The organism is Bradyrhizobium sp. CCBAU 45389, from assembly GCF_028128625.1.
Classification (GTDB): Bacteria; Pseudomonadota; Alphaproteobacteria; order Rhizobiales; family Xanthobacteraceae; genus Bradyrhizobium; species Bradyrhizobium liaoningense_B.
In genome coordinates, this window is the sequence record NZ_LBIY01000091.1 from 73082 (window position 1) to 97924 (window position 24843).

General features: G+C 65.2%; 23 protein-coding genes. 9 read left to right on the forward strand and 14 right to left on the reverse strand.

The annotated features are described in order from the left end of the window. Positions 1-104: 104 nt before the first annotated feature. Genes dut through ubiE form a run of 4 tightly spaced genes read right to left on the reverse strand, consistent with a single transcriptional unit; the run spans position 105 to position 4389 of the window. Positions 105-563 (reverse strand): dUTP diphosphatase, encoded by a 459-nt coding sequence (dut, locus tag XH79_RS21620; protein ID WP_271582848.1) that lies wholly within the window; start codon positions 561-563, stop codon positions 105-107. Beyond that, positions 560-1999: a bifunctional phosphopantothenoylcysteine decarboxylase/phosphopantothenate--cysteine ligase CoaBC gene (coaBC, locus tag XH79_RS21625; protein ID WP_271582849.1), complete on the reverse strand. Its 1440-nt coding sequence runs from the start codon at positions 1997-1999 to the stop codon at positions 560-562. The genes dut and coaBC overlap by 4 nt, the downstream gene beginning before the upstream one ends. 57 nt (positions 2000-2056) lie before the next feature. Continuing rightward, the gene (ubiB, locus tag XH79_RS21630; protein ID WP_271582850.1) at positions 2057-3631 is read right to left on the reverse strand and encodes a 2-polyprenylphenol 6-hydroxylase; all 1575 of its coding nucleotides are present in this window, start codon (positions 3629-3631) and stop codon (positions 2057-2059) included. After that, the gene (gene ubiE / locus XH79_RS21635) at positions 3628-4389 is read right to left on the reverse strand and encodes a bifunctional demethylmenaquinone methyltransferase/2-methoxy-6-polyprenyl-1,4-benzoquinol methylase UbiE (RefSeq protein ID WP_212340152.1); all 762 of its coding nucleotides are present in this window, start codon (positions 4387-4389) and stop codon (positions 3628-3630) included. Before ubiE ends, ubiB begins: the two co-directional genes overlap by 4 nt. A gap of 81 nt (positions 4390-4470) precedes the next feature. Between ubiE and mutM the strand changes: the two genes are divergently transcribed. Next, positions 4471-5352 carry a bifunctional DNA-formamidopyrimidine glycosylase/DNA-(apurinic or apyrimidinic site) lyase gene (gene mutM / locus XH79_RS21640; RefSeq protein ID WP_271582851.1) on the forward strand — a complete coding sequence of 294 codons (882 nt, stop codon included), beginning with the start codon at positions 4471-4473 and terminating at the stop codon, positions 5350-5352. 225 nt (positions 5353-5577) lie between these two features. Here the strand turns inward: mutM and XH79_RS21645 are convergent, their stop codons facing one another. Beyond that, positions 5578-6321, reverse strand: a complete 744-nt coding sequence (locus XH79_RS21645) for a ParA family protein (protein WP_271582852.1) — start codon at positions 6319-6321, stop codon at positions 5578-5580. A 244-nt stretch (positions 6322-6565) separates the two neighbouring features. Between XH79_RS21645 and ggt the strand changes: the two genes are divergently transcribed. After that, positions 6566-8245 carry a gamma-glutamyltransferase gene (gene ggt, locus XH79_RS21650; RefSeq protein WP_271582853.1) on the forward strand — a complete coding sequence of 560 codons (1680 nt, stop codon included), beginning with the start codon at positions 6566-6568 and terminating at the stop codon, positions 8243-8245. 145 nt (positions 8246-8390) lie between these two features. Here the strand turns inward: ggt and XH79_RS21655 are convergent, their stop codons facing one another. Further along, positions 8391-9752 (reverse strand): peptidoglycan-binding protein, encoded by a 1362-nt coding sequence (locus XH79_RS21655; RefSeq protein ID WP_271582854.1) that lies wholly within the window; start codon positions 9750-9752, stop codon positions 8391-8393. 231 nt (positions 9753-9983) lie between these two features. On the opposite strand from XH79_RS21655, the gene XH79_RS21660 reads away from it, so the two are divergent. Then, on the forward strand, positions 9984-10787 hold the full coding sequence (locus tag XH79_RS21660; protein WP_271582855.1) for a HesA/MoeB/ThiF family protein: 804 nt from the start codon (positions 9984-9986) through the stop codon (positions 10785-10787). Between the two features lie 9 nt (positions 10788-10796). On the opposite strand, the gene XH79_RS21665 is transcribed toward XH79_RS21660, so the two are convergent. Next, a complete protein-coding gene (locus XH79_RS21665; protein WP_271582856.1) occupies positions 10797-11804 on the reverse strand; it encodes an aldo/keto reductase in 1008 nt (335 codons plus the stop codon). A gap of 118 nt (positions 11805-11922) precedes the next feature. Between XH79_RS21665 and XH79_RS21670 the strand changes: the two genes are divergently transcribed. Beyond that, positions 11923-12834: a LysR family transcriptional regulator gene (locus XH79_RS21670; protein ID WP_271582857.1), complete on the forward strand. Its 912-nt coding sequence runs from the start codon at positions 11923-11925 to the stop codon at positions 12832-12834. Between the two features lie 141 nt (positions 12835-12975). On the opposite strand, the gene XH79_RS21675 is transcribed toward XH79_RS21670, so the two are convergent. Continuing rightward, entirely contained in the window at positions 12976-13977 is a 1002-nt protein-coding gene (locus tag XH79_RS21675; RefSeq protein WP_212340171.1) for a 2-hydroxyacid dehydrogenase, read from the reverse strand. A gap of 329 nt (positions 13978-14306) precedes the next feature. On the opposite strand from XH79_RS21675, the gene XH79_RS21680 reads away from it, so the two are divergent. Then, positions 14307-14837 (forward strand): SH3 domain-containing protein, encoded by a 531-nt coding sequence (locus XH79_RS21680; RefSeq protein WP_212340173.1) that lies wholly within the window; start codon positions 14307-14309, stop codon positions 14835-14837. Positions 14838-14992: 155 nt separating this feature from the next. Here the strand turns inward: XH79_RS21680 and irrA are convergent, their stop codons facing one another. Next, positions 14993-15484 carry an iron response transcriptional regulator IrrA gene (gene irrA, locus XH79_RS21685; protein WP_027546833.1) on the reverse strand — a complete coding sequence of 164 codons (492 nt, stop codon included), beginning with the start codon at positions 15482-15484 and terminating at the stop codon, positions 14993-14995. A gap of 351 nt (positions 15485-15835) precedes the next feature. Between irrA and fabA the strand changes: the two genes are divergently transcribed. The 4 genes from fabA (at position 15836) to XH79_RS21705 (ending at position 20753) form a co-directional block, all read left to right on the forward strand. After that, entirely contained in the window at positions 15836-16357 is a 522-nt protein-coding gene (fabA, locus tag XH79_RS21690; protein ID WP_130363910.1) for a bifunctional 3-hydroxydecanoyl-ACP dehydratase/trans-2-decenoyl-ACP isomerase, read from the forward strand. Positions 16358-16398: 41 nt separating this feature from the next. Continuing rightward, on the forward strand, positions 16399-17622 hold the full coding sequence (gene fabB, locus XH79_RS21695; RefSeq protein ID WP_018644179.1) for a beta-ketoacyl-ACP synthase I: 1224 nt from the start codon (positions 16399-16401) through the stop codon (positions 17620-17622). 102 nt (positions 17623-17724) lie between these two features. Continuing rightward, a complete protein-coding gene (gene fabI, locus XH79_RS21700) occupies positions 17725-18522 on the forward strand; it encodes an enoyl-ACP reductase FabI (RefSeq protein ID WP_212340177.1) in 798 nt (265 codons plus the stop codon). A 245-nt stretch (positions 18523-18767) separates the two neighbouring features. After that, the gene (locus XH79_RS21705) at positions 18768-20753 is read left to right on the forward strand and encodes an autotransporter family protein (RefSeq protein ID WP_271582962.1); all 1986 of its coding nucleotides are present in this window, start codon (positions 18768-18770) and stop codon (positions 20751-20753) included. 63 nt (positions 20754-20816) lie between these two features. Here XH79_RS21705 and XH79_RS21710 read toward each other — a convergent pair whose 3' ends face one another. The 5 genes from XH79_RS21710 to XH79_RS21730 all read right to left on the reverse strand — a co-directional run bounded on the left by XH79_RS21710 (position 20817) and on the right by XH79_RS21730 (position 24762). Beyond that, the gene (locus tag XH79_RS21710) at positions 20817-21413 is read right to left on the reverse strand and encodes a glutathione S-transferase family protein (protein ID WP_271582858.1); all 597 of its coding nucleotides are present in this window, start codon (positions 21411-21413) and stop codon (positions 20817-20819) included. Between the two features lie 115 nt (positions 21414-21528). After that, on the reverse strand, positions 21529-22437 hold the full coding sequence (locus tag XH79_RS21715; protein ID WP_271582963.1) for a hypothetical protein: 909 nt from the start codon (positions 22435-22437) through the stop codon (positions 21529-21531). A 2-nt stretch (positions 22438-22439) separates the two neighbouring features. Beyond that, positions 22440-23078: a hypothetical protein gene (locus XH79_RS21720; RefSeq protein WP_271582859.1), complete on the reverse strand. Its 639-nt coding sequence runs from the start codon at positions 23076-23078 to the stop codon at positions 22440-22442. 301 nt (positions 23079-23379) lie between these two features. After that, a complete protein-coding gene (locus tag XH79_RS21725) occupies positions 23380-23829 on the reverse strand; it encodes a GNAT family N-acetyltransferase (RefSeq protein WP_271582860.1) in 450 nt (149 codons plus the stop codon). 6 nt (positions 23830-23835) lie between these two features. Beyond that, positions 23836-24762 (reverse strand): hydrogen peroxide-inducible genes activator, encoded by a 927-nt coding sequence (locus tag XH79_RS21730; protein ID WP_212340185.1) that lies wholly within the window; start codon positions 24760-24762, stop codon positions 23836-23838. Positions 24763-24843 lie beyond the last annotated feature (81 nt).

A 24843-nucleotide genomic window follows, 5' to 3' on the forward strand; every position in this document is an offset into this window, starting at 1 on the left:
TAAGAGTCCAGATCGTGAACGCAAACCCGGCGCCAAAAAAATGCCGGCCGCGCGGTTCCGCACTCACGTCGTTCTTCGGGCGATTCGGCTGGGATTACCGTGTGTTAGCGGCCGGTGGAGCCGAAGCCGCCGGCGCCGCGATCGGTCGCGGACAAGGTCGCCACGGGAACCAGCGCGGCCTGCACCACGGGGGCGATCACCATCTGCGCGATGCGCTCGCCGCGCTTGATCACGAACGGGGCGGTGCCGTGATTGATCAGGATCACCTTGATCTCGCCGCGGTAGTCGGCGTCGATGGTTCCGGGCGAGTTCAGCACGGTAACGCCGTGCTTGGCGGCAAGGCCCGAACGCGGCCGCACCTGCGCCTCGTGCGCGGGCGGCAAGGCGATCGCAAGGCCGGTCGGCACCAGCGCATGTTGACCGGGCGCGAGCGTCATCGGCTCGGCCTCCGGCACCGCGGCCATCAGGTCGAGGCCGGCGGCTTCTGCGGTCTGATAGGCCGGCAGCGGCAGGCCTTCGGCATGGGCGAGGCGTTGCAGTTCGACGGTGACCTTCGTGCTCAAGATGCCGGCTCCAGGGATTTGTCGGTCACGCTTCTGGCGATGTGCGCGACCAGTTCGATGGCGACCTGTTCCTTGGTCATCACGGGCCAGGAATCAACTGCAATCTCTCCGCTCTTGCGGCTGATGAGATGGACAGTGTTGCGATCGCCGCCCATCACACCGGTGGCCGGCGAGACGTCGTTGGCGACGATCCAGTCGCAGCCCTTGCGGGCGAGTTTTGATTTGGCGTTGTCGATGAGGTGCTCGGTCTCGGCGGCAAAGCCGATCACCAGCGGCGGACGCTTGTCGGCCAGTTTCGAGATGGTGGCGAGGATGTCGGGGTTCTCGACCAACTGAAGCGGCGGCATGCCGGCCGCGGTCTTCTTCAGCTTCTGCTCGCCTTCATTGGCGACGCGCCAGTCGGCGACCGCGGCAGCGAAGATCGCGATGTCGGCGGGCAGCGCCGCCTGGACCTGCTCCAGCATCTGCCGTGCCGATTCCACGTGCTTCACCGTGACGCCGGCGGGATCGTCGAGATCGACCGGGCCGCTCACCAGGATCACCTCGGCGCCCGCGGCTTGTGCGGCGGCGGCAATGGCAAAACCCTGCTTGCCGGAGGAACGGTTGGCGATATAGCGCACCGGATCGATCGGCTCGTGCGTCGGACCCGCGGTGATCAGCACGCGCTTGCCGGCGAGCGGCTTCGGCACCGGCGGCCGCAGCAGGCGCTCGGCCGCATTGGCGATCTCGATCGCTTCCGACATGCGGCCGATGCCGGCTTCGCCTGCCTCCGCCATCTCGCCGGAATTCGGTCCGATCAGCACCACGCCGTCGCGCTGGAGCTGCGCGACGTTGCGCCGCGTCGCCGCGTTGTTCCACATCAGCGGATTCATCGCCGGCGCCAGCAGGATCTTGCGGTTGGTCGCGAGCAGGATGGCGCTGGCGAGATCGTCGGCATGGCCGTTGGCCATCTTCGCCATCAGGTCGGCCGTCGCCGGTGCCACCACGATCAAATCGCAGTCGCGCGCGAGGCGGATGTGGCCGGCGTCGAACTCGCTCTGAGGGTCGAACAGGTCGGTGTAGATGCGCTCATGCGAGAGCGCGCTGACGGCGAGCGGCGTCACGAACTGCTGCGCGGCCTTGGTCAGCACGCAGCGCACCTCGACGCGGCGTTCCTTCAGCCGCCGGATCAGGTCGAGCGACTTATAGGCTGCGATCCCGCCGCCGATGATCAGGGTGACACTGGCCTCGGGAAGCGCGCCGGTGCGCTGGGGTGTCGGGGCGGAGGATGGGGCCGGGGGCGCTGAAAACGGCGTCAGCGGCTCCTCGCGGCCCTCGATCAGCTCCCGCAGGATGACCCGGACCTCTTCCTCGACCGACCTGCGGTTCTTGGCCGAGCGCAGCCGCAAATAGGTTTTGACGGCATCGTCGAGCTTGCGGATGGTCAGGCTTGCCATGACGCCCCTCCAGCACGGAATGATAGCGATGCTATCATCCGCGTGATTGCAGTGCAATCACAGATTCCGGACGGCGATCAGGATTCCGATGAAGGTTGCGGCGATGATCCAGAGCGCCACGGTGCGCCAGCGGTTCTTGCGGCCTTCGCTGCGGCCCATCGCCGCGATGCTCTCCGGCGACAGTTTTAACCCCTCCCGGGTCATGGTCTCGAGCTGCTCGATGACCTTCACCGAGCGCTCCGCAATCTCCGGCAGGCGCATCAGCACGCGCGCAATGTCCCCGGTCCCGGCAAGCGCGCCCTGCACCCGGCCTATGGGTCCGAGATTGCGCTCGATCCACTCGCGCACCACGGGGTCGGCGACCTTCCAGATGTCGAGCCTGGGATCGAAGCCGCGCGCGACGCCCTCGACCACGACCATGGTCTTCTGCAGCAGGATCAGTTCGGGCCGCGTCGTCATGTCGAACAGGCCGGTGACCTCGAGCAGCAGGGTCAGCAGCCGCGCCATCGAGATCTCCTCGGCGGTGCGGTTGTGAATGGGCTCGCCGATGGCGCGGATGGCCTGCGCGAAATTCTCGACCGAGTGGTGCGAGGGCACATAGCCCGCCTCGAAATGCACTTCCGCCACGCGGCGATAGTCGCGGGTGATGAAGCCGAGCAGGATCTCGGCGAGGAAGCGCCGCTCCTTCATCCCGAGCCGGCCCATGATTCCGAAATCGACAGCGACGAGGCGGCCGGCGTCATCGAGGAACAGATTGCCCGGATGCATGTCGGCGTGGAAGAAGCCGTCGCGCAAAGCGTGGCGCAGAAAGCTCTGGATCACCTTGCGGCCGAGATCGGGCAGATCGACCTGCGCCTCTGCCAGACGCTTGTGGTCGTTCAGCGCAATGCCGTCGATCCATTCCATCGTCAGCACGTTGTGCGTGGTGCGATCCCAGTCGACGGTCGGCACGCGGAAATCGGGATCGTCGCCCGTGTTCTCCGCCATCTCGGACAGCGCGGCTGCTTCCAGCCGCAGGTCCATCTCCATCGCGACCGAGCGCGACATGGTGTTGATGACCTCGATCAGGCGCAGCCGCCGCGCCTCGGCCGAATAGGCCTCCGCCTTGTGCGCGACGAAGAAGAAATCCGAGAGGTCGCGGCGGAAACGCGAGGCTACATTTGGCCTCAGCACCTTGACCGCAACGGGCTTGCGGATGCCGTCGCGCATCACCTCGCCACGATGCACCTGCGCGATCGAGGCGGCGGCGACCGGCGGGCCGAAGCTCACGAAGATGTCCTTCAGCGGCCGCTCCAGCGAGGTCGCGATCGTAGCTTCCGCTTCCGCCTGCGAAAACGGGGGCAGGCGGTCCTGAAGGCTTTCGAGGTCCCGCGCCATGTTGAAGCCGACCACGTCGGGGCGCGTTGCCAGGAATTGGCCGAGCTTGAGATAGGCCGGACCCATCCGCGTCAGTGCGCGCGAGATCCGTGGTCCCTGCTTGACGCCGCGGCGTTCGACGATGCGCGCGAGCTTCAGCGCAAGCTGGCCGGGGGGCGGCACCAGGCTTGGATCGACCGAGCCGAACACGCCTTCGCGCGCAAACACGAACGCGGCGCGGATGAGGCGCGTAATGTGGGTGAAAGCAGAGATCACAAACGCCAGCCCGAATGCAGTGCGACGATGCCGCCGGAGAGTGTCTGCCAGCTCACGCGGGAAAAGCCGGCCTCGCGGATCATGTCGGCGAAGGCGGCAGGCTTCGGAAACTTGCGGATCGATTCGACGAGATATTGGTAGGATTCGGCGTCGCCCGTGACCATGCGGCCGAGCGGCGGGATCACCTTGAACGAGAACAGATCATAGAGCTTGTCGAGGCCGGGCATCTCGACGGTCGAGAACTCCAGGCACAGGAAGCGGCTGCCGGGCCTCAGCACGCGATAGGCCTCGCGCAGCGCAAGGTCGATCCGCGGCACGTTGCGAATGCCGAAAGCGATCGTATATGCGTCGAAGCTGCGGTCGGCGAAGCCAAGCGATTCGGCATTGCCCTCGACGAAATCGACCTGAGTCTCGAGATGGCGCTTGGCGGCGCGTTCGCGCCCCACCGCGAGCATGTCGGAATTGATATCGCAGACCGTGGCGTGGAAGCCGGGGCCGGCCGCCTTGGCGGCGCGGAACGAGATGTCGCCGGTGCCGCCGGCGACGTCGAGCAAGGCGAACGGCCGGTCGCTCCTCGGCGGGTCCAGCGCGTTGATCATGATGTCCTTCCAGACCCGGTGCATGCCACCGGACATCAGGTCGTTCATCAAATCATAGCGAGACGCCACGCTGTGAAACACATCGTTCACCAGCGTCTGCTTGTCCCCCAGGGGAACGTCTTTGAAGCCAAAATGCGTGGTTTCGCCCGGCCGATCCATTACTCTACTCCACGAGGCGGACCATAGCCTGCCCGCCGCAATGGCGCTATCACACCGCCCTCATAAGGTGAATGCCTGACCATGCCTGAATTGCCCGAAGTCGAGACCGTCCGCCGCGGCCTTCAGCCCGTCATGGAGGGTGCAAAAATCCTGGTCGCAGAGGCCCGCCGGCCGGACCTGCGCTTCCCTTTCCAGCCGGATTTCGTGGCCCGGCTCAAGGGGCAGGTGGTCACGGGCCTCGGTCGCCGCGCAAAATATCTCATGGCCGATCTCGCCTCCGGCGACGTGCTGCTGATGCATCTGGGCATGTCGGGCTCGTTCCGCGTCATCAAGCCGGACAACGGCACGGTGCCCGGCGAGTTTCACTATCCGAAGGCCAAGGATTCGGCGCATGACCACGTGCTGTTTCGGATGTCCTCCGGCGCCGACATCGTGTTCAACGATCCGCGCCGTTTCGGTTACATGAAAGTGATCGCGCGCAACGCGCTCGAGGACGAGCCGCTGCTGCGTGGGCTCGGACCCGAGCCGCTCGGCAACGAGTTCGACGCCGCGATGCTGGCGCGGTCGTGCGAAGGCAAGGCCACGAGCCTGAAGGCCGCGCTGCTCGACCAGCGCGTGGTCGCCGGGCTCGGCAATATCTATGTCTGCGAGGCGCTGCATCGCTCGCATCTGTCGCCGCGTCGGATCGCGGCAACGCTGTCGACCAAGAAGGGCGAGGCGACGGACCATGCGAAGCGTCTGGTCGGTGCGATCCACACCGTGCTGAACGACGCGATCAAGGCCGGCGGCTCCAGCTTGCGCGACCATCGCCAGACCACCGGCGAGCTCGGCTATTTCCAGCACTCGTTCAAAGTCTATGACCGCGAGGGCGAGAAATGCACGACGCCGCGCTGTGGCGGCACGATCAAGCGCTTCGCCCAGAACGGCCGCTCGACCTTCTGGTGCCAAAAGTGTCAGAAGTGACGTAGCCCGGATGGAGCGCAGCGCAATCCGGGTCCAGCCTCTCCGCGGAGAGACTTTCCCGGATTTCGCTCCGCTTCATCCGGGCTACAAGGAGCCCGTCATTGCAATGACGGGTGGATGGAACGCGAAGCGAAGCAATCCGGCCGGGCTGGTGGCCGGATTGCTTCGTCGCTGGGGCCCTTCCGGATGGAGAAGGGCCGGCTGTCGTCCGAGCGATTGCCCCGCTCAGGACACCAGGGGCGTGGTCTCGTCCGCCGCAAGCTCGGTGGCGACGTGCAGCATGCCGTCCGCAGCCGAGATGACCTGGTCGATCAGGACACTCGTTGTGGCTTCGAGGTCGAGCCGGGTCTCGATCCAGCGCCAGAGGCCGCGGATCTCGTCCGCCGATTTGCCGTTCGGCGCGAATTCGCTCACCGCGAGGCCGCTCGCGAGCGAGTCCTGGTGGTCGTTTCGCATCACGATCAGGGGGCGCGCGAGCACCTCGGCGAGATCGAGCGCGGCTTCCTCGGCGAGCGCACCCGCGGCATTGTCGATGCGCTGGCCGCGGATCGGTGTCTGGTTCAGCACGAAGCTGTAGGGGCGCTTCCAGGCGCGCGCGACGCTCAGCGTCGAGACGGTCGCCTCGATGTCGGCAACGCTCGGGCGGGCCGGGATCAGGCAAAGATCGGAATGGCGGATCGCGGCGGTGGTGGCGGCGGAAAGGCCGGCCGCGGTGTCGACGATCGCGAGCTGGAGGCCGCTGTCGGCCAGCATCTTCAGGCGCGGCTCGATATTGGCGGCGTGATAGATCGGCTCGACGACGACGTCGTCGTTGTTGCGGCGGCGTTGCCAGTTGGAGAGGGTGCCCTGCGGGTCGGTCTCGATCAGGCGGACGGTGAAGCCGGCCTGCTTGGCCGCCAGTGCGAGGCCGATGGCAAGCGTGCTCTTGCCACTGCCGCCCTTTTGGGTGGCCAGTACGATCGTATGCATTTGAAGATCAATCCTTTGGAGTGCCTGGGTCTTAAGGGGAAACGCCACGCGAACGTGCATCGCTTCTCGATGCTGAGCTCTTCTCGCTCAGGACGTGCCCTGCCCGATCCAAAGGGGACCGCGGATGTCCGAATCAACGGTATGATGATGGCAGAATCGGGAATGCCAGCTAATCCGTACCAATACTGGACCCGTAGTTGTGCCTATGGTGTGCTCGCCGCCTTGAATAGAAAGGGCAGGCGAGATGAGCGGCAATTGGCGCGACCGGACGGCAACCACCTTTGACTGCCAGAAAATGCCGGCGGTCTCGAGCCGCGGCATGGTGGTCAGCAACCATCCGCTCGCCTCCAGTGCCGGCGCCGAGATGCTGGCCGCCGGCGGCAACGCCATCGATGCCGCGATCGCAACCCTGTTCACCCTGACCGTGGTCGAGCCGATGATGGTCGGCATCATCGGCGGCGGCATGGCGCATATCCGCCTCGCCGACGGCAGCCATCGCTTCATCGACGGCCAGAGCACGGTCCCATCGGCGGTGCGCGACACCACCTACACCTCCAAGCCGGGTTCGGCGCATGACGTGTTCGACACCGTCGGCAACGAGAATCTCAACGGTTCGAAGGCCGTCGCGGTGCCGGGCTCGCTGAAAGCCTGGTGCGAGACGCTGCACCGGTTCGGCACCATGAGCCTCGCCGACGTGATGCAGCCCGCGATCAAGCACGCCGCGCGTGGCTATGCGACGACGCCCTATTTGCACGAATGCATCAGCGAGTGCGCGGCCGAGATGCGCAAGGACAAGCCGATCGCGGCGATCTTCCTGCCTGACGGCGAGCCGCTGAAGGTCGGCGAGCGCGTGGTGCAATCGGAATATGACGAGACGCTGCGCCATATCGCCGACCACGGCGAGAAGGCGCTCTACGAGGGGCCGCTCGGCGACATCCTCGCCGACTACATGGAGAAGACCGGCGGCTTCATCCGCCGCAATGACCTCACGGCTTACAAGACCGTCGAACGGCAGCCGATCCGCGCCGACTATCGCGGCTGGACCATTTTTGGCCCGCCGCCGCCCGCGGCCTCCGGCGTGCATATCGCGCAGATGCTGAACATTCTGGAAGGCTACGACATCGAAGGTCTCGGCTTCGGGACATCGGAGACCATCCACTATCTCGCCGAGGTCCTGAAGATCGCCTTCGCCGACCGCGCCGCGGCCAGCGGCGATCCTGATTACGTCGGCGTCCCCGTGGAGAAGTTGACCTCGAAGACGTACGCCGAGGAGCGCCGCCGCGCGATCGATCCGGCCCGGGCGCAGGCCTGGAGCGCCGGCGTGTCGCAGCTCGAAGGCGCGCACACCACGCATATGACGGCGGCGGATAGCTTCGGCAATGTGGTCGCGACCACGCAGACCATCAACAATTTGTTCGGCGCCAAGATCATGATCCCGGGCCTCGGGGCCGTCGCCAACAATTACATGAACCTGTTCGATCCGCGTCCGGGCCACGCGCTGTCGCTGGCGCCGGGCAAGAGGGTGACCACCTCGATGTCGCCGATGATGGCACTGCGCGACGGTAAGCTGCGCTATGCGCTGGGGCTGCCCGGGGGAAAACGCATCTTCCCGAGCGCGATGCAGGCGCTGGTCAATCTGATCGACCACGGCATGAGCCTGCAGGAAGCGGTCGAGGCGCCCAGGGTCTGGACGGAAGGCAATGCGCTGGAGGTCGAGCAAAAGGTGCCGGAGAGCGTGCGGGCGAAGCTCGCAGCGCTTGGCCACAAGGTGCAGCCCGTCGCGACCGTCGCCGGCGGCATGAACGCCATCGCCTTCCACGACGACGGCACCATGACCGGCGCCGCCTGCTGGCGCGCCGACGGCACGCCGGTCGGGATTTCGGGTGGGCTCGCGAAGAGTGGGGTCAGGTTCCGGTTGAGCTAGGTCCCGTGCCCCGGACGCGGCGCAGCGCGAAGCGGTGCGCTGCAGAGCCGGGGCCCAGAAACTTCGCCCACCGAATTTGTGGTGGCATGGGTCCCGGCTCTGCGCAGCAACGCAAGCGCGTTGCAGCGCGTCCGGGACACGAAAGCTACTTCCGCACGCAGATCACGCGCACGACGGCGGCTTTCGCGTCAGTCGATGTGCCGTTCGCGGTGACGCCGTTCGCCTTGAGGAATTCGCGCGCCGTTTCCGCGGAGACCATCACCGCCTGCGAGGCCGGCACCGCTGTCGCGGGGCCCGCGACCATTGCCGGCTTCAGCAGCGCGACGCCGGCGAACTTGCCGTCGCCGTCGATTGCGGGACCACCGGATAACCCGATCGCCGGCGGCGGCGACAGTGCGGAGTCGCTCGATGTGACCGGCGCCAGCGCGCCCTTGACGCTCGATACGCCGGCCGCGCCGCCCTGGCTCTGGGGATCGGCGATGCCGATGACATCGACATTGGTCCTGGCCGTTCCGCCGGCGAGGCTGAGCGGCTTCAGGCCCCGCGCGCCGTAGATGTGCAGCAGCGCCAGATCGTGCTCCTTGTCCTCGGCGAGACGGTCGGCGCTGCCGAAGCCTGCGATGGTGATCGCAAGGCAGCTGTCGGTGACAAGGCGGTCGGCCAAAATCGCACCGTCGTCGCTGACGACGATGCCGGTGCCGTATTCGACATTCTTGCGCGGCGGCGGTCCGGCCATCGGGGTGGACGGAAACGCGTTGAACGCGCTCGACATCGCGATCACGACCGGCTCGACCGTATTCTCCATCGCCTGGTCGTAGAGGATCGTCATGATGCGGACCTCGTCGCCTCTGAAGGTGCCGCGTACGTAAAACTTCTTCAGGCCCTGCAAGCCCGACAGCACGAAGAAGTCGGGCTTCACCACGGTGTAATCGACCTTGCGCCCCGCGGGCTCCCTCTTCTCGACCTCGGCGAGCTTTGCAGTTGTCGGATTCGCCTCCTTGCGGCGGCTGAGCAGCACCTGCACGGTTCCGGTCGGCGAGGTCCATTTCGAGCCGTTGGCGTCGCTCGCCTGCTGCGGCACCAGCTTCGAGGGAATACCGAGCCGCGCACCGCTGGTCGGCTCCATCACGATCTTCCAGCCGACGCTGTCCTGCTTGCGCCGCGCCGTCTCGGCCAGCGCCGCGCGCTCCTGCGGATTGAGCACGCCGGTCGGCTTGCCGCCCTTGGTCTTCTGGTATTCCTTGATGGCGTTGACCATGCGCTCGCTGACGTCGCCGGTGATGGCGCCGTTATATTGGCCGACCCAGGCGAGGTCGGACTGCAGCGACAACCGTTCCGCCTGTGCCATTGCATCGGCCGTTTCCGACGCCGTTTGCAGTGCGGGCGGGCGGACCGGGACGGTCTGGACCGGTTTCGGCTTGGTGCCGGGGATCTGCGGCGCCGTCATCTGGGCGTGCGCGCCCGTGGCGGCCGCCAACATCAGTGTTGCCGCAAGCATCGATCTCATGACAAATCCAGCCAGCCCATTGAACGCAATGCCATTCAAGCACATCTCGTTGGTCGCGAACAATGTTGCGGTGGTTCAGGTGGCTGAGAGACCACGAACTGAGGTCCTCATCCTGAGGAGCGGCCCAAAGGCCGCGTCTCGAAGGATGGCCACAGGCGAGATCGGGGCCTTCATGGTTCGAGACGCGCGTTCCGCGCTCCTCACCATGAGGGTTGAGAGGAACGTAGGACGATGCTGAGCCCGGACGAACTCGAACGCTATGCCCGCCATATCGTGCTGCGCGATGTCGGCGGCCCCGGCCAGGCTGCGCTGAAGCGTGCTTCCGTGCTGGTGGTCGGCGCCGGCGGGCTCGGCGCGCCAGCCCTGATGTATCTGGCCGCGGCCGGCGTCGGCACCCTCGGCGTGGTCGATGACGACGTGGTGTCGCTGTCCAACCTGCAGCGCCAGGTCATACACACGACGCCCGATATCGGCCGGCACAAGGTCGAGAGCGCGGCCGAGCGCATCGCCGCGCTCAATCCGCATGTGCGCTTCGTCGGGCATGCCACCTGGCTCAATGCCGACAACGCGCTCGGTCTGATCGGCGACTACGACCTCGTGCTCGACGGCTCCGACAATTTCTCGACGCGCTATCTCGTCTCCGACGCCTGCTTCTTCGCACAGCGGCCGCTGATCACGGCCGCGCTCGGCACCTTCGACGGTTCGCTCACCACCATCCGCGCGCATGAGACGAACGAGCAAGGCGAGTTCAATCCGACCTATCGCTGCCTGTTTCCGGAGGCGCCGCCGCCGGGCACCGTGCCGGCCTGCGCCGAGGCCGGCGTCATGGGCGCGCTCGCGGGCGTGCTCGGCTCGATGATGGCGCTGGAGGCGATCCGCGAGATCGTCGGTTTTGGCGACGGCCTCGTCGGCCGCCTCCTGATGATCGATGCACGCGCGATGCGCTTCGAGACGTTGCGCTATGCCCGCGATCCCGCCAATCCGCTCAATGGCGACGGGCCTGTGATCACCGATCTCAGCGCCCATCGCACCTGATCGGCGCGGTTACGCCGTCGCCGGCTTCTCACTGTCGAGATGCGCCATCTGCTCGGCTGCATAGCGCGTGCCGGCTGCGACATTCGGCGGGAAGGCTTTTGCCAGCGCGGCAAGATGTGCCTGCGTCAGCGTCACCTTGGTCGCGCCGAGCGCTTCGGCCAGACGGCTGCGCGTGCGCGCGCCGATCAGCGGCACGATCTCCTTCCCCTGCGCCGCCACCCAGGCGATCGCGACTTGCGCCGGCGTGGCTCCGATTTCGGTCGCGATGGCGCGCAGCTGGTCCACGAGTGCGAGATTGGCATCGAGGTTCGCACCCTGGAAGCGCGGCGTCATCAGCCGGTAGTCGCGGCCGGCCTTGCCTGACTCCTTCGACCAGTGGCCGCTGATCAGGCCGCGCGCCAGCACGCCATAGGCGGTGATGGAAATACCGAGCTCGCGGCAGGTCTTCAGGATGTCGCGTTCGATGCCGCGCTCGATCAGCGAATATTCGATCTGGAGGTCGGCGATCGGATGAACCGCATGGGCGCGGCGGATGGTGTTGGAGCCGACCTCGGACAGGCCGATATGCCTGATGTAACCGGCCTTCACGAGATCGGCGAGGCCGCCGATGGTCTCCTCGATGGGAACGTTGGGATCGAGCCGCGCCGGGCGGTAGACGTCGATGTAGTCGGTGCCGAGCCGCTGCAGCGAATAGGCGAGGAAATTTTTGGTCGCAGCCGGCCTCGTGTCCATGCCGACGAATTCGCCGGCGGGGCCGCGCAGTGCGCCGTACTTGACGCTGAGCTGCACTTTTTCGCGCCGCACATCCTTCAAGGCTTCGCGGACCAGCATCTCGTTGTGGCCCATGGCGTAGAAGTCGCCGGTGTCGAGCAGCGTGATGCCGGCGTCGAGCGCCGCATGCACCGTGGCGATGGCCTCGCCGCGATCGGCGGGGCCGTAGACCTCGGACATGCCCATGCAGCCGAGCCCGAGGGCGGAGACGTTGGGGCCGGTTGAACCGAGTTTGCGCTGTTCCATGATGGCTCTCCTCGAAAATTGGCGGCGAATGGCGCCGCGTGACGAGGTCAGATATGCGCTTGGGCGATTACGCCGATAAGCTGGACAATCCAGAATAGCTTGTTCACACTGGCGAACAATGGTTACCCCCGACCTGCGCGATCTCGATGCCTTCGTGGCAATCGCCCGCACCCGCAATTTCCGGCGCGCGGCGGTCGAAATGCGCGTGTCCGTATCGAGCTTGAGCCAGCGGCTACGTGACCTGGAGGAACGCCTCGGCGTCCGCTTGATGAACCGCACCACCCGCAGCGTCGCGCTGACCGAGGCGGGCGAGCTGCTGCTGTCGCGCGTCGCCCCGGCGCTGCGCGATGTCGGCGATGCCCTGGATCAGGTCCGCGGCTTGCGCGAGGTCGCCTCGGGCCGCCTGCGCATCAACGCGCCGCCGCCGGCGGTCGATCTGGTGCTGGCGCCGATGGTGGGGCCGTTTCTTGGCGAGCATCCGCAGGTCGATCTCGATATCGTTTCCGAGAGCGGTTTCGTCGACATCGTGAGTGGGGGCTACGACGCCGGCGTGCGCTATGGCGAGCATCTCGCGCAGGACATGGTGGCGATCCCGCTGAGCGGCCCGCAGAGTTACGTCGTCGTCGCGTCGCCCGATTACATCGCGCGCCGCGGCCGCCCGACGCATCCGAAGGATCTGCTTGGGCACGATTACATTCGCGCGCGCTACTCGAGCGGTGTCATGCATGATCTCGAGTTCGAGAAGGCGGGCCAGATCGTGAAGGTCGATCCGCCCGCAAAGCTGATCTCGACCAATATGAACCTTGCGATGCGCGCGGCGCTCGACGGCGCTGGTGTCTGGGCGACGCTCGATGGCTATGTCGGTGAAGCCGTGAAGTCCGGCGCGCTGGTCAGCGTGATGGAAGATTGGTGCGAGCCGTTTCCGGGCCCGTTCCTGTATTACCCGAGCCGGCGCCAGACACCGCCCGCGCTGCGCGCGTTCATCGATTTCGTCGCCGATTGGCGCAGGCGCGAGACGCGCAGCCGGTAGACCCTCATGGTGAGGAGCGCGCTCTTGCGCGCGTCTCGAACCATGAAAGGCCCGCATCTCGCCTGTGGCCATCCTTCGAGACGCCGCTTCGCGGCTCCTCAGGATGAGGAGATGAGGGTGTGGCGCGCGGAAATCAGAAACTCAGAGCATGCTCGGCAGCACGCGATCCGGCGGCTTGTGGGCGTCGAGGAAGGTGCGGATGTTGATGATCACCTTCTCGCCCATCTCGACGCGGCCCTCGATCGTGGCCGAGCCCATATGCGGCAGTAGCGTCACCTTGCCCGCCTTGGCGAGCCGCACCAGCTTCGGATTCACCGCAGGCTCGTGCTCGTAGACGTCGAGGCCGGCGCCGCCGATCTCGCCGCCCTCGATCAGCTTGATCAGCGTGTCCTCGTCGGTCACCTCGCCGCGCGAGGTGTTGACGATATAGGCGTCCTTGCGGATCAGCTTCAGCCGCCGCGCCGAGAGCAGATGATAGGTCGCCGGCGTGTGCGGACAGTTCACCGAGATGATGTCCATCCGCGCCAGCATCTGGTCGAGGCTCTCCCAATAGGTCGCGCCAAGCTCTTCGGCGATCTTCGGGGCCACGGGACGGCGGTTGTGATAGTGGATCTGCAGGCCGAAGGCGCGGGCGCGGCGCGCCACCGCCTGGCCGATGCGGCCCATGCCGACGATGCCGAGACGTTTTCCCCCGATGCGGTGGCCGAGCATCCAGGTCGGCGACCAGCCGGCCCAGGATTTCCCTTCGGTCAGGATCGAGGCGCCTTCGATCATCCGGCGCGGCACGGCCAGGATCAGCGCCATGGTCATGTCGGCGGTGTCTTCGGTCAGGACCTTTGGCGTGTTGGTGACGGTGATGCCGCGGGCGTGTGCGGCCTCGACGTCGATATTGTCGACGCCGTTGCCGAAATTGGCGATCAGGCGCAGCTTGCAGTCGGGCTGGTTCACGACATCGGCGCTGATGTGGTCGGTGACGGTCGGGACCAGCACGTCGGCGGTGCGCGCGGCTTCCGCGATCTGCTCAGGCGACATCGGCGTGTCGTCGAGATTGATCCGCGCATCGAACAGCTCGCGCATCCGCGTCTCGATCGAATCCGGCAGCTTGCGCGTCACCACGACGAGGGGCTTTTTCTTCACCGACATGTCCTGCTCTCATGAGGCGCCGCACGCCGCCTCTGTCGCCAAAGGCCGGTCGTTCAGGCCTCATTAACCCGGTTGTTCGACACTGGCCTTGCCGTGTCGTCCCCGGCGTTTCCTCTAAGCTCTCCCGAGATTTCCAGCCGGAAAATCGGGACAAACTGGTTGCTCAAGCGCCCGTCCTCTCTAGCAGAAGGCCGGGCCAAGACAAGAACCACGGGTCAAGGCTTGGCGGAACACCCGCGTGGGGCGGGTCAGGGACTGGCGCGGCGGGGTTTTTGGAGTTTGGGGTGAGGGTTCGGCGCGTGGCCGGGTCCTCGACAGGAGACGGGTTGATGGCGTTGGGGCGTTTTTGTTCGGTGATGGCGCTCGTTTGTACCTGGTTGAGCGCCTCGGTCGGCCCCTCGCATTCGGCGAAGGACAATAGCCCGCAGACCGCCAGCGGCTTGCCCGTGCCGCGCTATGTCAGCCTCAAGTCCGATCACGTCAACGTTCGCGCCGGCCCGACCAAGGACAATGACGTGGCCTGGGTCTATACCCGCGCCGGCCTGCCGGTCGAAATTACCGCCGAGTTCGAGAACTGGCGCCGGGTGCGCGATTCCGAGGGCGCCGAGGGCTGGGTCTATCACTCGCTGCTGTCGGGCCGCCGCACTGCGGTCGTCACCATGAAGCACAAGGATGACCTCGCACCGATCTATGACCGGGCCGATTCGGACAGCGCGGTTGCGGCCAGGCTCCAGGCCGGCGTGGTCACGCAAGTGAAGAAGTGCACTGCAAACTGGTGCCGCGTCACCGGCAGCGGCTTTGACGGCTGGATCCAGCAGGAACGCCTCTGGGGCGTGTACTCGGACGAGCAGGTGAATTGACCCAAAGGGTCATCCCGGAGCGATGCGCAGCATCGAATCCGGGATCTCGAGATTCCGGGCTCGGCGCTTCGCACCGCCCCGGAATGACGGGATAAAACAACAATGGCCGGGATAAACCCGGCCATGACGACGAATTCAGCAGATTTGGATCGATCTCAGCGCTTCTTGCGCAGGCGCACGACCATGTCGATGCGGGAGATCTCGTAACCCTCGGGCACCTCCGGCATCTTGGACAGCGCCAGATGCGGATCCTCGATGTCTACCAGCTCGTGGCTGTTCTCGAGGTAATAGTGGTGGTGGGTGGTGACGTTGGTGTCGAAATAGGTCTTGGTGCCGTCGACGCTGACCTGGCGGAGCAGGCCGGCATCGGTGAGCTGGTTCAGCGTGTTGTAGACGGTCGCCAGCGACACCGGGACCTTGGCGAGGGTTGCTTCCTCGTACAGCATTTCAGCCGTGAGGTGCCGCGCACCCTTGCCGAACAGGAGCCAGCCCAGCGCCATGCGCTGGCGCGTCGGACGGAGCCCGGCGGACTGGAGCATTTCATTGACGTCGTGCCAGGGGCAGCCGGTCAGGGCCGGCTGGCGGCCGGACAGGAGGGCTGCGGCATGGACGTCGTCGTCGTGATGGGGCGCGGTATTCTCGCTCATTTCCAGTTTTCGGGCACGCGTGAACAATATCTCCCTGCAATATAAGAATAGAAAGATGCAGATGCAAGTTTCTCGCAACTAGAGAGGTTCTAATCAGGCTTGGAACCGGGCGAGAAGGCCGTCATTCTACCTTCATGAGAGCGCTTTGCCACCGAAATAGCCTGTGTTAGAGAGCCCGCGGTTCCGCTTAGCCGATTTTGGCGCAACCGGGCCTGGAGGCCCGGTCCGCCGTCCATCCGGGCTTGCGGGGGCTGCGCCTGACGACGGCAATCGGCGTTGCTCTCCGACCGAGACGGGGCCCATTTTCGCCAAAGAACGCCGCTCAATCGGAATTTGAACAGAGGCTCGTGCATGCTGAACAGGCGCAACGGTTACGAATATGAAGACTTGCTGGCGTGTGCCCGCGGCGAGATGTTCGGCCCGGGCAATGCCCAGCTGCCGCTGCCGCCGATGCTGATGTTCGACCGCATCACGGACATCAACGACAATGGCGGCGAGTTCGGCAAGGGCCTGGTGCGCGCCGAGCTCGATGTGAAGCCTGACCTCTGGTTCTTCGGCTGCCACTTCAAGAACGATCCCGTCATGCCCGGCTGCCTCGGCCTCGATGCGCTGTGGCAAATGGTCGGCTTCTATCTGGGCTGGATCGGCGGCGAAGGTCGTGGCCGTGCACTTGGCCTGAACGAATTAAAGTTCAGCGGCCAGGTGCTGCCCGAGGCCCGCAAGGTTGTGTACAACGTCGACATGAAGCGCGTGATGCGGTCAAAGCTGGTGCTCGGCATCGCCGACGGGTGGCTTTCGGTCGATGACCAGATTATCTATCGCGCCAAGGATCTGAAGGTCGGCCTGTTCAAGCAGGGCACGAGCCTGGGCTGAGGCGCATCACCAAGAGAGACAACGATTTAGGCGAGGCTGTCATGAGGCGGGTTGTGGTCACCGGGATGGGCATTGTCTCGTCCATCGGAAACAACACCCAGGAAGTGCTTGCGAGCCTTCACGAGGCGAAGTCGGGCATTTCGCGGGCTGAGAAATATGCCGAGCTCGGCTTCCGTTCGCAGGTGCAAGGTGAGCCGACACTCGATCCTTCGACGGTGGTCGACCGCCGCGCCATGCGTTTCCTCGGTCAGGGCGCGGCGTGGAATCACATCGCGATGGAGCAGGCGATCCAGGATTCCGGCCTGTCGCCCGACGAAGTCTCCAACATCCGCACCGGCATCATCATGGGGTCGGGCGGTCCGTCCGCGCGCACCATCGTCGAATCCGCCGACATCACCCGCACCAAGGGGCCGAAGCGCGTCGGACCGTTTGCAGTGCCGAAGGCGATGTCGTCCACGGCCTCCGCGACGCTCGCGACCTGGTTCAAGATCAAGGGCGTGAACTATTCGATCTCCTCGGCCTGCGCGACGTCGAACCACTGCGTCGGCAATGCCTATGAGACGATCCAGATCGGCAAGCAGGACGTCATCTTCGCCGGCGGCTGCGAGGAGCTGGACTGGTCGCTGTCGGTGCTGTTCGACGCCATGGGCGCGATGTCCTCGAAGTACAACGACACGCCCGCCACCGCATCGCGTCCCTACGACGTCAACCGCGACGGCTTCGTCATCGCCGGCGGTGCCGGCGTGCTGGTGCTGGAAGAGCTCGAGCATGCCAAGGCGCGCGGCGCGCGCATCTATGGCGAGATCGTCGGCTACGGCGCGACGTCGGACGGCCACGACATGGTCGCGCCATCTGGCGAAGGCGCCGAGCGCTGCATGCGCATGGCGATGTCGACGGTGAAGACCAAGGTCGACTACATCAATCCGCATGCGACCTCGACGCCGGCCGGCGATCCGCCGGAGATCGAGGCGATCCGCAGGGTGTTCGGCGTCGGCGAGAAGTGCCCGCCAATCTCCGCCACCAAGGCGCTGACCGGCCATTCGCTGGGCGCCACCGGCGTGCAGGAGGCGATCTACTCGCTGCTGATGATGAACAACGGCTTCATCTGCGAGAGCGCGCACATCCAGGAGCTCGACCCCGTGTTCGCCGACATGCCGATCGTGCGCAAGCGCATCGACAACGTGAAGGTCGGCACCGTGCTGTCGAACTCCTTCGGCTTCGGCGGCACCAACGCCACGCTGGTGTTCAGCCGGCTGGATGTGTGAGCCCCCACACCGCGGCTTCTTGGCCTGTAATTGCTGTCTCTGGAATACTGGATCGCCCGCATGCGCGGGCGATGACGTGGGAATGATAGGAGCCGAAAGGCAATGGAAGGTTTGATGAAAGGCAAGCGCGGTCTGATCATGGGCATCGCCAATGATCATTCGATCGCCTGGGGCATGGCGAAGACGCTGCATGCCCACGGCGCCGAGCTCGCCTTCACCTTCCAGGGCGAAGCCCTGGGCAAGCGGGTCAAGCCGCTGGCTGAATCGCTTGGCGTGGATCTGGTGCTGCCCTGCGATGTCGAGGACATCGCCAGCGTCGATGCCACCTTCGCGGTGCTGCGCGAAAAGTGGGGCAAGCTCGATTTCGTCATCCATGCGATCGGCTTTGCCGACAAGAACGAGCTGAAGGGCCGCTACGCCGACACCAGCCGCGAGAACTTTTCGCGCACCATGGTGATTTCCTGCTTCTCATTCACGGAAGTGGCAAAGCGCGCCGCCGAGCTGATGACGGAGGGCGGCAGCATGATCACGCTGACCTTCGGCGCCTCGGAACGCGCGATGCCGAACTACAACGTGATGGGCGTGGCCAAGGCCGCGCTGGAAGCCTCGGTACGCTACCTCGCCTCCGATTTCGGACCGCGCGGTATCCGCGTCAACGCGATCTCCGCAGGTCCCATCCGCACGCTCGCCGGCTCCGGCATCGGCGAGGCGCGCGCGATGTTCGCGTTCATGCAGAAGCATGCGCCGCTCCGCCGCGGCGTCACGCTCGACGAGCTCGGCGGCTCGGCGCTGTATCTGCTGTCGGACCTCTCGGGCGGCGTGACCGGCGAAATTCATTATGTCGATTCCGGCTACAACATCGTCCTGATGCCGAGGCCGGATGATTTGAAGTCGGAATAGACGAAGCTGCCGTAGGGTGGGCAAAGCGAAGCGTGCCCACCATCTGAAACGTGGGCACGTCGCTTGCGCTCCTTTGCCCACCCTACAGGATCTTCGTCCTGGCGGACTGAAGCCGCCTCAGCGGCCGCGACCTCGTCGCACCCCCACGATCATGGGGCAGACCCGGCAATAAAATCATGTTTGCTGCGCCCCGGTGGCGCCGCAGGATCGTATCCCGCGGTTCGGGAGGAACGATCGTGCCGAGGATGCGTGCGATATGTCGTGCCGGGGCGCTGGCGTCCGTTGCCGGCGCCGCGCTGCTTTGCAGCAGCACGCTTGCCCGGGCGCAGTCGGCGATCTGGGACACGACCCTCTCCAACACCAACTGGTACGTGCCGACGGCGCAATTGCTGGCCTACGCCGCGCCGAAGACCGGCTTCTCCAACCCGATCCCGATCGGCGATCAGACGCTGTGGTCGCTCGCGACCGCGACCAACGGCGCGTTCACGGGAACGAGCGTTGCCCAGCTCAAGCTTGGGTCGGCGCTGCTGACGGATAGCTCGACCATCCAGGGCTTCGTCACGACTGCGGGCCAGATCACGATGCTGTTCACGCCGACATCGGGCGGCGCGGTCACTGTTGGCCTCGGCCATATGCGGGCCATCAACGGCGTGACCGCGATGGAAATGCAGATGATCACCGGCGACACGCTGCTCGTGACGCACTGGGCCTACATGCTGCCCTACGATCCCGCGACGTTCACGCCGCCGGCCTCGCAGGCCGTCCCCGCCAACTCCGTCCCGCAATGGGCGTGGACATCGGGCACACCGTGGCGGATCGTCAGCTCCACGCTGTTCGGCACCTCGGCACCCGGCCGCTTCGTCATCACCAATTACCAGAACGGATATTTCTGGGGCGCCGGCATCGCGCCCGCGGGAAGCAGCGCCGCGAACTTCACGCTGCTGGGCTCGGTGACGCCTGAAGGCAACGTGCTCTTCAACACGCTTTCGAAGGGCACGCTCGCAAGCCTCTATGGCACGGCCAGCGGTGATGCGTCGGGCGCGCAGATGCTGGTCAGCACCTACGATCTCTCGGGCAACCCGACCGGCGGCGTTGCCTATCTCTCTTTGGTGCGCCCCTACGCCGAAACGCTGCAAGCGCAGAACAGCCGCGCGGGCCTCGGCGCAGTCGACATGCTCTATCGCTTATCGGCGACGTCGCTCGGCTGGAGCGGCAGCATGGCGCAAGGTTTTGTCGCGCTCGACAATCTCAGCGGTCCCGGTCTCGTCAACGCCGTCAACCAGACCTTGCCTGTCCTCACCGGCGCAGCATCGCAGGCGACCTATTCCACGCAGCGCGTGTTCCAGCAGGCGATGACGGGCCGGCTGGACGATGTGCTCGGGTTGAACGCCGGCGTCACACCAGAGCGGAATGTCTGGATGAAGCCGCTCGGCGGTAGTGTCCGGCAAGGGAGTGTCGACGGCGTCCCCGGCTACAACGCCTCCGGCGGCGGCATTGCCGTGGGTGCGGACGCGACGATATCCCCGCGCGCGATACTTGGCGGCGTGTTCGCCTTTTCGCATCAGGCGATCATCGGCAGCGACGACGCCGTCCCGAACCGGCTCGCCATCGATTCCTATCAAGCTGGCGTCTATGGCGCTTATGCACTCGGCCATGGCGTTCAGGTCGACGGCCAGCTCGACGGCGCGCTGAATGACAATGGCGAGAGCCGCTCGCTGACCTTCATCAACAGCACGGCCGGCGCTGGCTATAGATCCTATAGCGCGCACGCCGGTGCGGGTGTTCGCAAGCTGATCCCGATCGAGCCGGGACTTGCGATCGCGCCGTCGCTGCGGCTGGACTATGGCCAGGTTCGCTCGCCCGCCTATCAGGAGGGCGGCGCGGGCGGCTTCAGCCTCAACGTGGATTCGCAGACCTATCGCGAGCTGACGCTGACGGCGGGACTGAAGAGCGCCTACAGGATCGCGAAGCAGGTCTATCTCACCGGCGAGGTCGGTGTCGGCTACAACGCGCTGAACCAGGGCCTTCAGATCAAGTCGGCGTTTGCCGGCGGCGGCGACACCTTCGCGACCTCCGGTCTTGCGCTGTCGCCATGGATCTACTCGACCGCGCTGGGGCTCGTCGCGGCCGATAACGATCGCTTCGATCTCGGCCTCCGCTATGGCCTGTCGGCGACGTCCTCCGGACTGCTTCAGCAGTCCGGGCTCGCCGTCCTTAAGATCAGGCTGTAAGCGAGATTCTTGTTTGGCGCGTTTTCTTGACGCGAACCGGTCCCCATCTCGCCCGAAAACGCTCTAGCCCGCCGCGATCTTCTCCGCGCGCTGGAATGCCGGCCGCGCCATGCAGCGCGCCAGATAGGCATCGAAGGCCGGGCGCGACGGCACCATCTTGAACAGGCGCACCGCAAAATTCAGGCCCGAGCCGACCGTGACGTCGGCGGCAGAAAATTCCTCGCCGAGAATCCACGGCCCCTTGGCGAGCGCAGCCTCCAGCACGTCGAACACCTGCGTCGCGCTGCCCCACGCCGCGGTCGAGGTCGGGATCTCGATCTTGGTGAAGATCTGGATGATGGCCGGCTCGATGCAGCCCGGCGAGAAGAACAGCCATTGCAGATAGCGTGCGCGGCGCGGATCGGTCACGGCGGGCGCGAGCTTCGTCTCGGGATAGCGGTCGGCGATGTAGGCGCAGATCGCGGCGGCTTCGCCGAGCGCGGCATCGCCGTCACTGAGTGCCGGCACCTTGCCCATCGGATTGATCTTGAGATAGTCCGGCGCCTTCTGCGCGCCGGTCGAGATGTCGGTCAGCACGCGCTCGTAGGGCAGGCCGCTCTCCTCCATCAGCCAGAGCGTCGTGAACGAGCGCGAGCGGGGCGACCAATAGAGCTTGATCATGGCGGGAACCTTTCATCGGCGGAAGGTCAACAGCGCGCAATTCATGCCGCGTTTGCCGCGCATCCGCAACGCACTACGCCTAGGCAGAAGGCAAGCGGCGTGAACGACATGTGGGTCAACGTTCTCCGGCGTCGCTTTGACTCGCTGCTGATCGAACACCGAGCAAAAGCGGCAGCGTCTTGTCGAGGCTTTCGGTCAGCAGGGCGCGCACGCCGTCGCGCAGTGCGGGATTGTCGGCGGCATCTTCAGGGCGCGCTGGAAACGATTCTGCGGGTAATTCGCGATAGGGGCCGCCGATTTGCCTGCCCAGAAGCCTCTGCACCACCAGGGAATGATGCAGGTTGATCAGCGCAGAGCTCTGTCTGACAACGGAGAAATCGCGCCCGTCAAAGATGCGGATAAACGCCAGGGCATAAAGATAGATGCGACGCCCTAGCACTACATCCTGGTTGAGGATGCCGAAACCGCGGACCGTATAGTTCGATGTCCCGATAGGGCTGATCGAATTGAGGATCTGGATGTAGTGCCGGCAATTCGTTCCTTTCACGACCTCGCGCATGTATCCGGCCAGCTCCGCGTTGAGATCGCGGAACAACCTGTCCTTCAATGTGTCCTTGGACTCATCGCGGGGAGGAAATTTCGCCGGGTTGTAGGGGATTCTCAGAACGGACACGCCGGCAGGGATCGCGGCGCGAGTCCGCGCGAAGATCAGATCGTTGAGCCCCCAGCCCGGGATCGGGATCACCATCTTCTTGTTCTGGAATACGGTGAGGCCGGTCGTCAGCACGGTGAACTCATCGCCGGCGGTGACCACGACACCGAAGTCGCACGAGCCGCCGCCAGCAGCAGCGGACCTCGCCGTCACATCGCGCCGCGTGGTTACCTTGCCGTTGGCCGTGCTCGTCTTTGGCGCTGCCTGGGCCTCAGCCCCCGCCGTCGAGAGCAGATGAGCCGCGACGATCATTGCGACGGCCTGCATCGCCTTGATCATCGCCTTCTTACGAGCCTGGCTTCCCTTCAGCATCGTCACGGCGCGAAATACGGCGGCAAGATCTTGTCCAGCCGCTGGGTCAGAAAGTCGCGCGTGGTGTCGCGCAGGGTGGTGTTGTTGGCGGAGTCCGTGGCCGTCTCCGGAAACATCGACTTGTCCACTTTCTGCAAGAGCTCGTTCGAGACGAAGTTGTCCGCCATATGCTTCATGACACCTTCGAACGTTACGGCTGGGCCCTTCATGATTTCGAAGGTGCGGCCGTCGACCCATGTCACGCCGATATAGGCGAAGACATATGCGTAGGAGATGAGACCGACGCCCCTGCTGAAGATGCCGACGCCGCTGAGCGACTGGTTGGTCCCGTCTAGCTGTCCTTCGCTGCGCATGATGACGAGATAGCGCTCGCAACCGGCATTCCCCGCGACCTGTCGGATCAGGTTCGACAGCTCTTCGCCTCGATTGCGGAACAGGCCGGATTTGGGGTGATAGTAGGAATCGAGCGCGCCCTTGGCGTAAGTGATCCGTCGCACCGGCGTGCTGCCTGCGGCTGCCCGCGCCCGCGCAAAGACGAGATCGTCGAGGCCCCAGGATACCGGGACTTCTGCATAGTCGTTGCCGAACACGGTCAGGCCGATCTTCTGGACGACGAAGATGTCCCCGGTCCCCGCAATCACGCCGACGCCACAAGGACCGGCCGTCGCCGGCTCCGCAAACTTGGCTGTCGCTTTTGGCTTCGCCGTCGCTTTCGTGGAAACCGGTTTCGCCGGTGTCGCGGTTGAGGCCGGAGGCGTGCCGTTTGCGGGAGGGGTTTGGGCATTTGCCGAAGTCAAAAGGGACAGCAGGGCGATCGCCGCGACAGCAATTCGAATCATGGATTCCGGGAGATCAGAGGCAGGAGGTCATCGGTCACGCCAGACTAGGTTGGGATCGCGACAACCGCAAGATGCATCCAGAGGTCGCCGTCTATCCCGCAGGCTACCGCTTCCACCGGTAGTATTTCATCACGAACCCGTTCGACGGTTCGATCTCTTCCTTCTCGAACACAAAACCTTCGCGCTCGTACCAGCGCCAGGCCTTTTCGTTTTCGCGCACGCAACGAAGATGCATCTCGTCCGGCATTTGCGTTCGCGTGAAGGCGAGCAATTGCCGCCCGACCGATTGGCCCTGATAGGCAGGCGCGACGAACAGCATATCGAGATAGAGCTTTGGCAGGTGCAGCGCGAGCATCGCGCCGATCGTGCCGTTATCGTCGGCGACGAACAGGCTCCAGCCGTTCTCCATCTCGCGCCGGATGCGCGCGCGCAAATTTGCCAGCAGGAATTCGCTGGCCTCGCCAAGCCCGGTCGAGACCCAGCTCTCCATCCAGACGCGACCGATCTCGTCGTATTCGTCCGCGCGGGCAGGGCGGATGACGGGTTGCGACATCCGAGCTCAAGCCCTTTGGCTGCGCACGGATTGCCGTGCGCGTACCTTGCCGGCCGACAGGCACACCACTTCGGAGATCTGCAGCAGCTGCCGCGCCAACGGGCTGGTCTTGCGCCAGACCATGCCGATGGTGCGCGAGGGCTCGGGATCGCGAAAGCGCGTCAGCGAGACCGAGGCCGATCGCGTCTCCACCGGCACCGCCATCTCCGGGATCAAGGTCACGCCGATGCCGGCGCTGACCATCTGCACCAGGGTCGACAGCGAATTCGCGTCCAGCATCTCGCGCGGCGGCGCCGACTGCATGTTGCAGAACGACAGCGCCTGGTCGCGGAAGCAGTGGCCCTCCTCGAGCAGCAGCAGCCGCATCTCCCGCATCATCTCCCGCGAGGGCGCCGGCGTCCCTTCATCAGCGCCCGGCCGCACCAGCAGGAATTTCTCCTCGAACAGGGCGACCTCGGTGAGCGAGGGCTCCGACACCGGCAGCGCGACGATGGCGGTGTCGAGCCGTCCCTCCACCAGCTCCTGGATCAGCCGCGGCGTCATCGTCTCGCGCACGCGGATGTCGAGCTCCGGGTGCATGCGCGTGAGGTTCTTGGTGATCGTGGGCAGCAGGTATGGCGCGATGGTCGGGATCATGCCGATGCGAAGCCGGCCGGCGAAGCGGTCCTGCGAGGCCCGGGCGAAATCGCCGAGCTCGTCGACCGAGCGCAGGATATCGCGGACCCGCTGGGCGAGTTCCTCGCCGAACCGGGTCAGCGCGACCTGCCGCGCGCTGCGCTCCAGCAGCAGGCCGCCGAGCGTCTCCTCCAGTTCCTTGATCTGCATCGACAGGGCCGGCTGTGAGATCGAGCAGGACTCGGCCGCACGCCCGAAATGGCCATGGCGCGCCAGCGCATCGAAATACCGGAGCTGGCGCAGCGTCAGATTTATCATAAGAAAATCCTATCGCAGCGATCATTAAAGTCAACTTCACCTGATAGGAGGCGGCGCTTAGAGTGGTTCTACCTGGTCAAA

Coding starts and splice junctions, on each gene's coding strand:
- ubiE (WP_212340152.1), bottom strand. CDS start 4,389: ATGGATCGGCCGGGCGAAACCACGCATTTTGGCTTCAAAGACGTTCCC.
- XH79_RS21680 (WP_212340173.1), top strand. CDS start 14,307: ATGGCGTTGGGGCGTTTTTGTTCGGTGATGGCGCTCGTTTGTACCTGG.
- XH79_RS21710 (WP_271582858.1), bottom strand. CDS start 21,413: ATGATCAAGCTCTATTGGTCGCCCCGCTCGCGCTCGTTCACGACGCTC.
- fabA (WP_130363910.1), top strand. CDS start 15,836: ATGCTGAACAGGCGCAACGGTTACGAATATGAAGACTTGCTGGCGTGT.
- XH79_RS21715 (WP_271582963.1), bottom strand. CDS start 22,437: ATGCTGAAGGGAAGCCAGGCTCGTAAGAAGGCGATGATCAAGGCGATG.
- XH79_RS21730 (WP_212340185.1), bottom strand. CDS start 24,762: ATGATAAATCTGACGCTGCGCCAGCTCCGGTATTTCGATGCGCTGGCG.
- XH79_RS21655 (WP_271582854.1), bottom strand. CDS start 9,752: ATGAGATCGATGCTTGCGGCAACACTGATGTTGGCGGCCGCCACGGGC.
- XH79_RS21675 (WP_212340171.1), bottom strand. CDS start 13,977: ATGTCGGTGAAGAAAAAGCCCCTCGTCGTGGTGACGCGCAAGCTGCCG.
- XH79_RS21660 (WP_271582855.1), top strand. CDS start 9,984: ATGCTGAGCCCGGACGAACTCGAACGCTATGCCCGCCATATCGTGCTG.
- fabI (WP_212340177.1), top strand. CDS start 17,725: ATGGAAGGTTTGATGAAAGGCAAGCGCGGTCTGATCATGGGCATCGCC.
- XH79_RS21665 (WP_271582856.1), bottom strand. CDS start 11,804: ATGGAACAGCGCAAACTCGGTTCAACCGGCCCCAACGTCTCCGCCCTC.
- XH79_RS21670 (WP_271582857.1), top strand. CDS start 11,923: ATGGTTACCCCCGACCTGCGCGATCTCGATGCCTTCGTGGCAATCGCC.
- coaBC (WP_271582849.1), bottom strand. CDS start 1,999: ATGGCAAGCCTGACCATCCGCAAGCTCGACGATGCCGTCAAAACCTAT.
- ggt (WP_271582853.1), top strand. CDS start 6,566: ATGAGCGGCAATTGGCGCGACCGGACGGCAACCACCTTTGACTGCCAG.
- XH79_RS21725 (WP_271582860.1), bottom strand. CDS start 23,829: ATGTCGCAACCCGTCATCCGCCCTGCCCGCGCGGACGAATACGACGAG.
- XH79_RS21705 (WP_271582962.1), top strand. CDS start 18,768: ATGCGTGCGATATGTCGTGCCGGGGCGCTGGCGTCCGTTGCCGGCGCC.
- fabB (WP_018644179.1), top strand. CDS start 16,399: ATGAGGCGGGTTGTGGTCACCGGGATGGGCATTGTCTCGTCCATCGGA.
- irrA (WP_027546833.1), bottom strand. CDS start 15,484: ATGAGCGAGAATACCGCGCCCCATCACGACGACGACGTCCATGCCGCA.
- XH79_RS21645 (WP_271582852.1), bottom strand. CDS start 6,321: ATGCATACGATCGTACTGGCCACCCAAAAGGGCGGCAGTGGCAAGAGC.
- mutM (WP_271582851.1), top strand. CDS start 4,471: ATGCCTGAATTGCCCGAAGTCGAGACCGTCCGCCGCGGCCTTCAGCCC.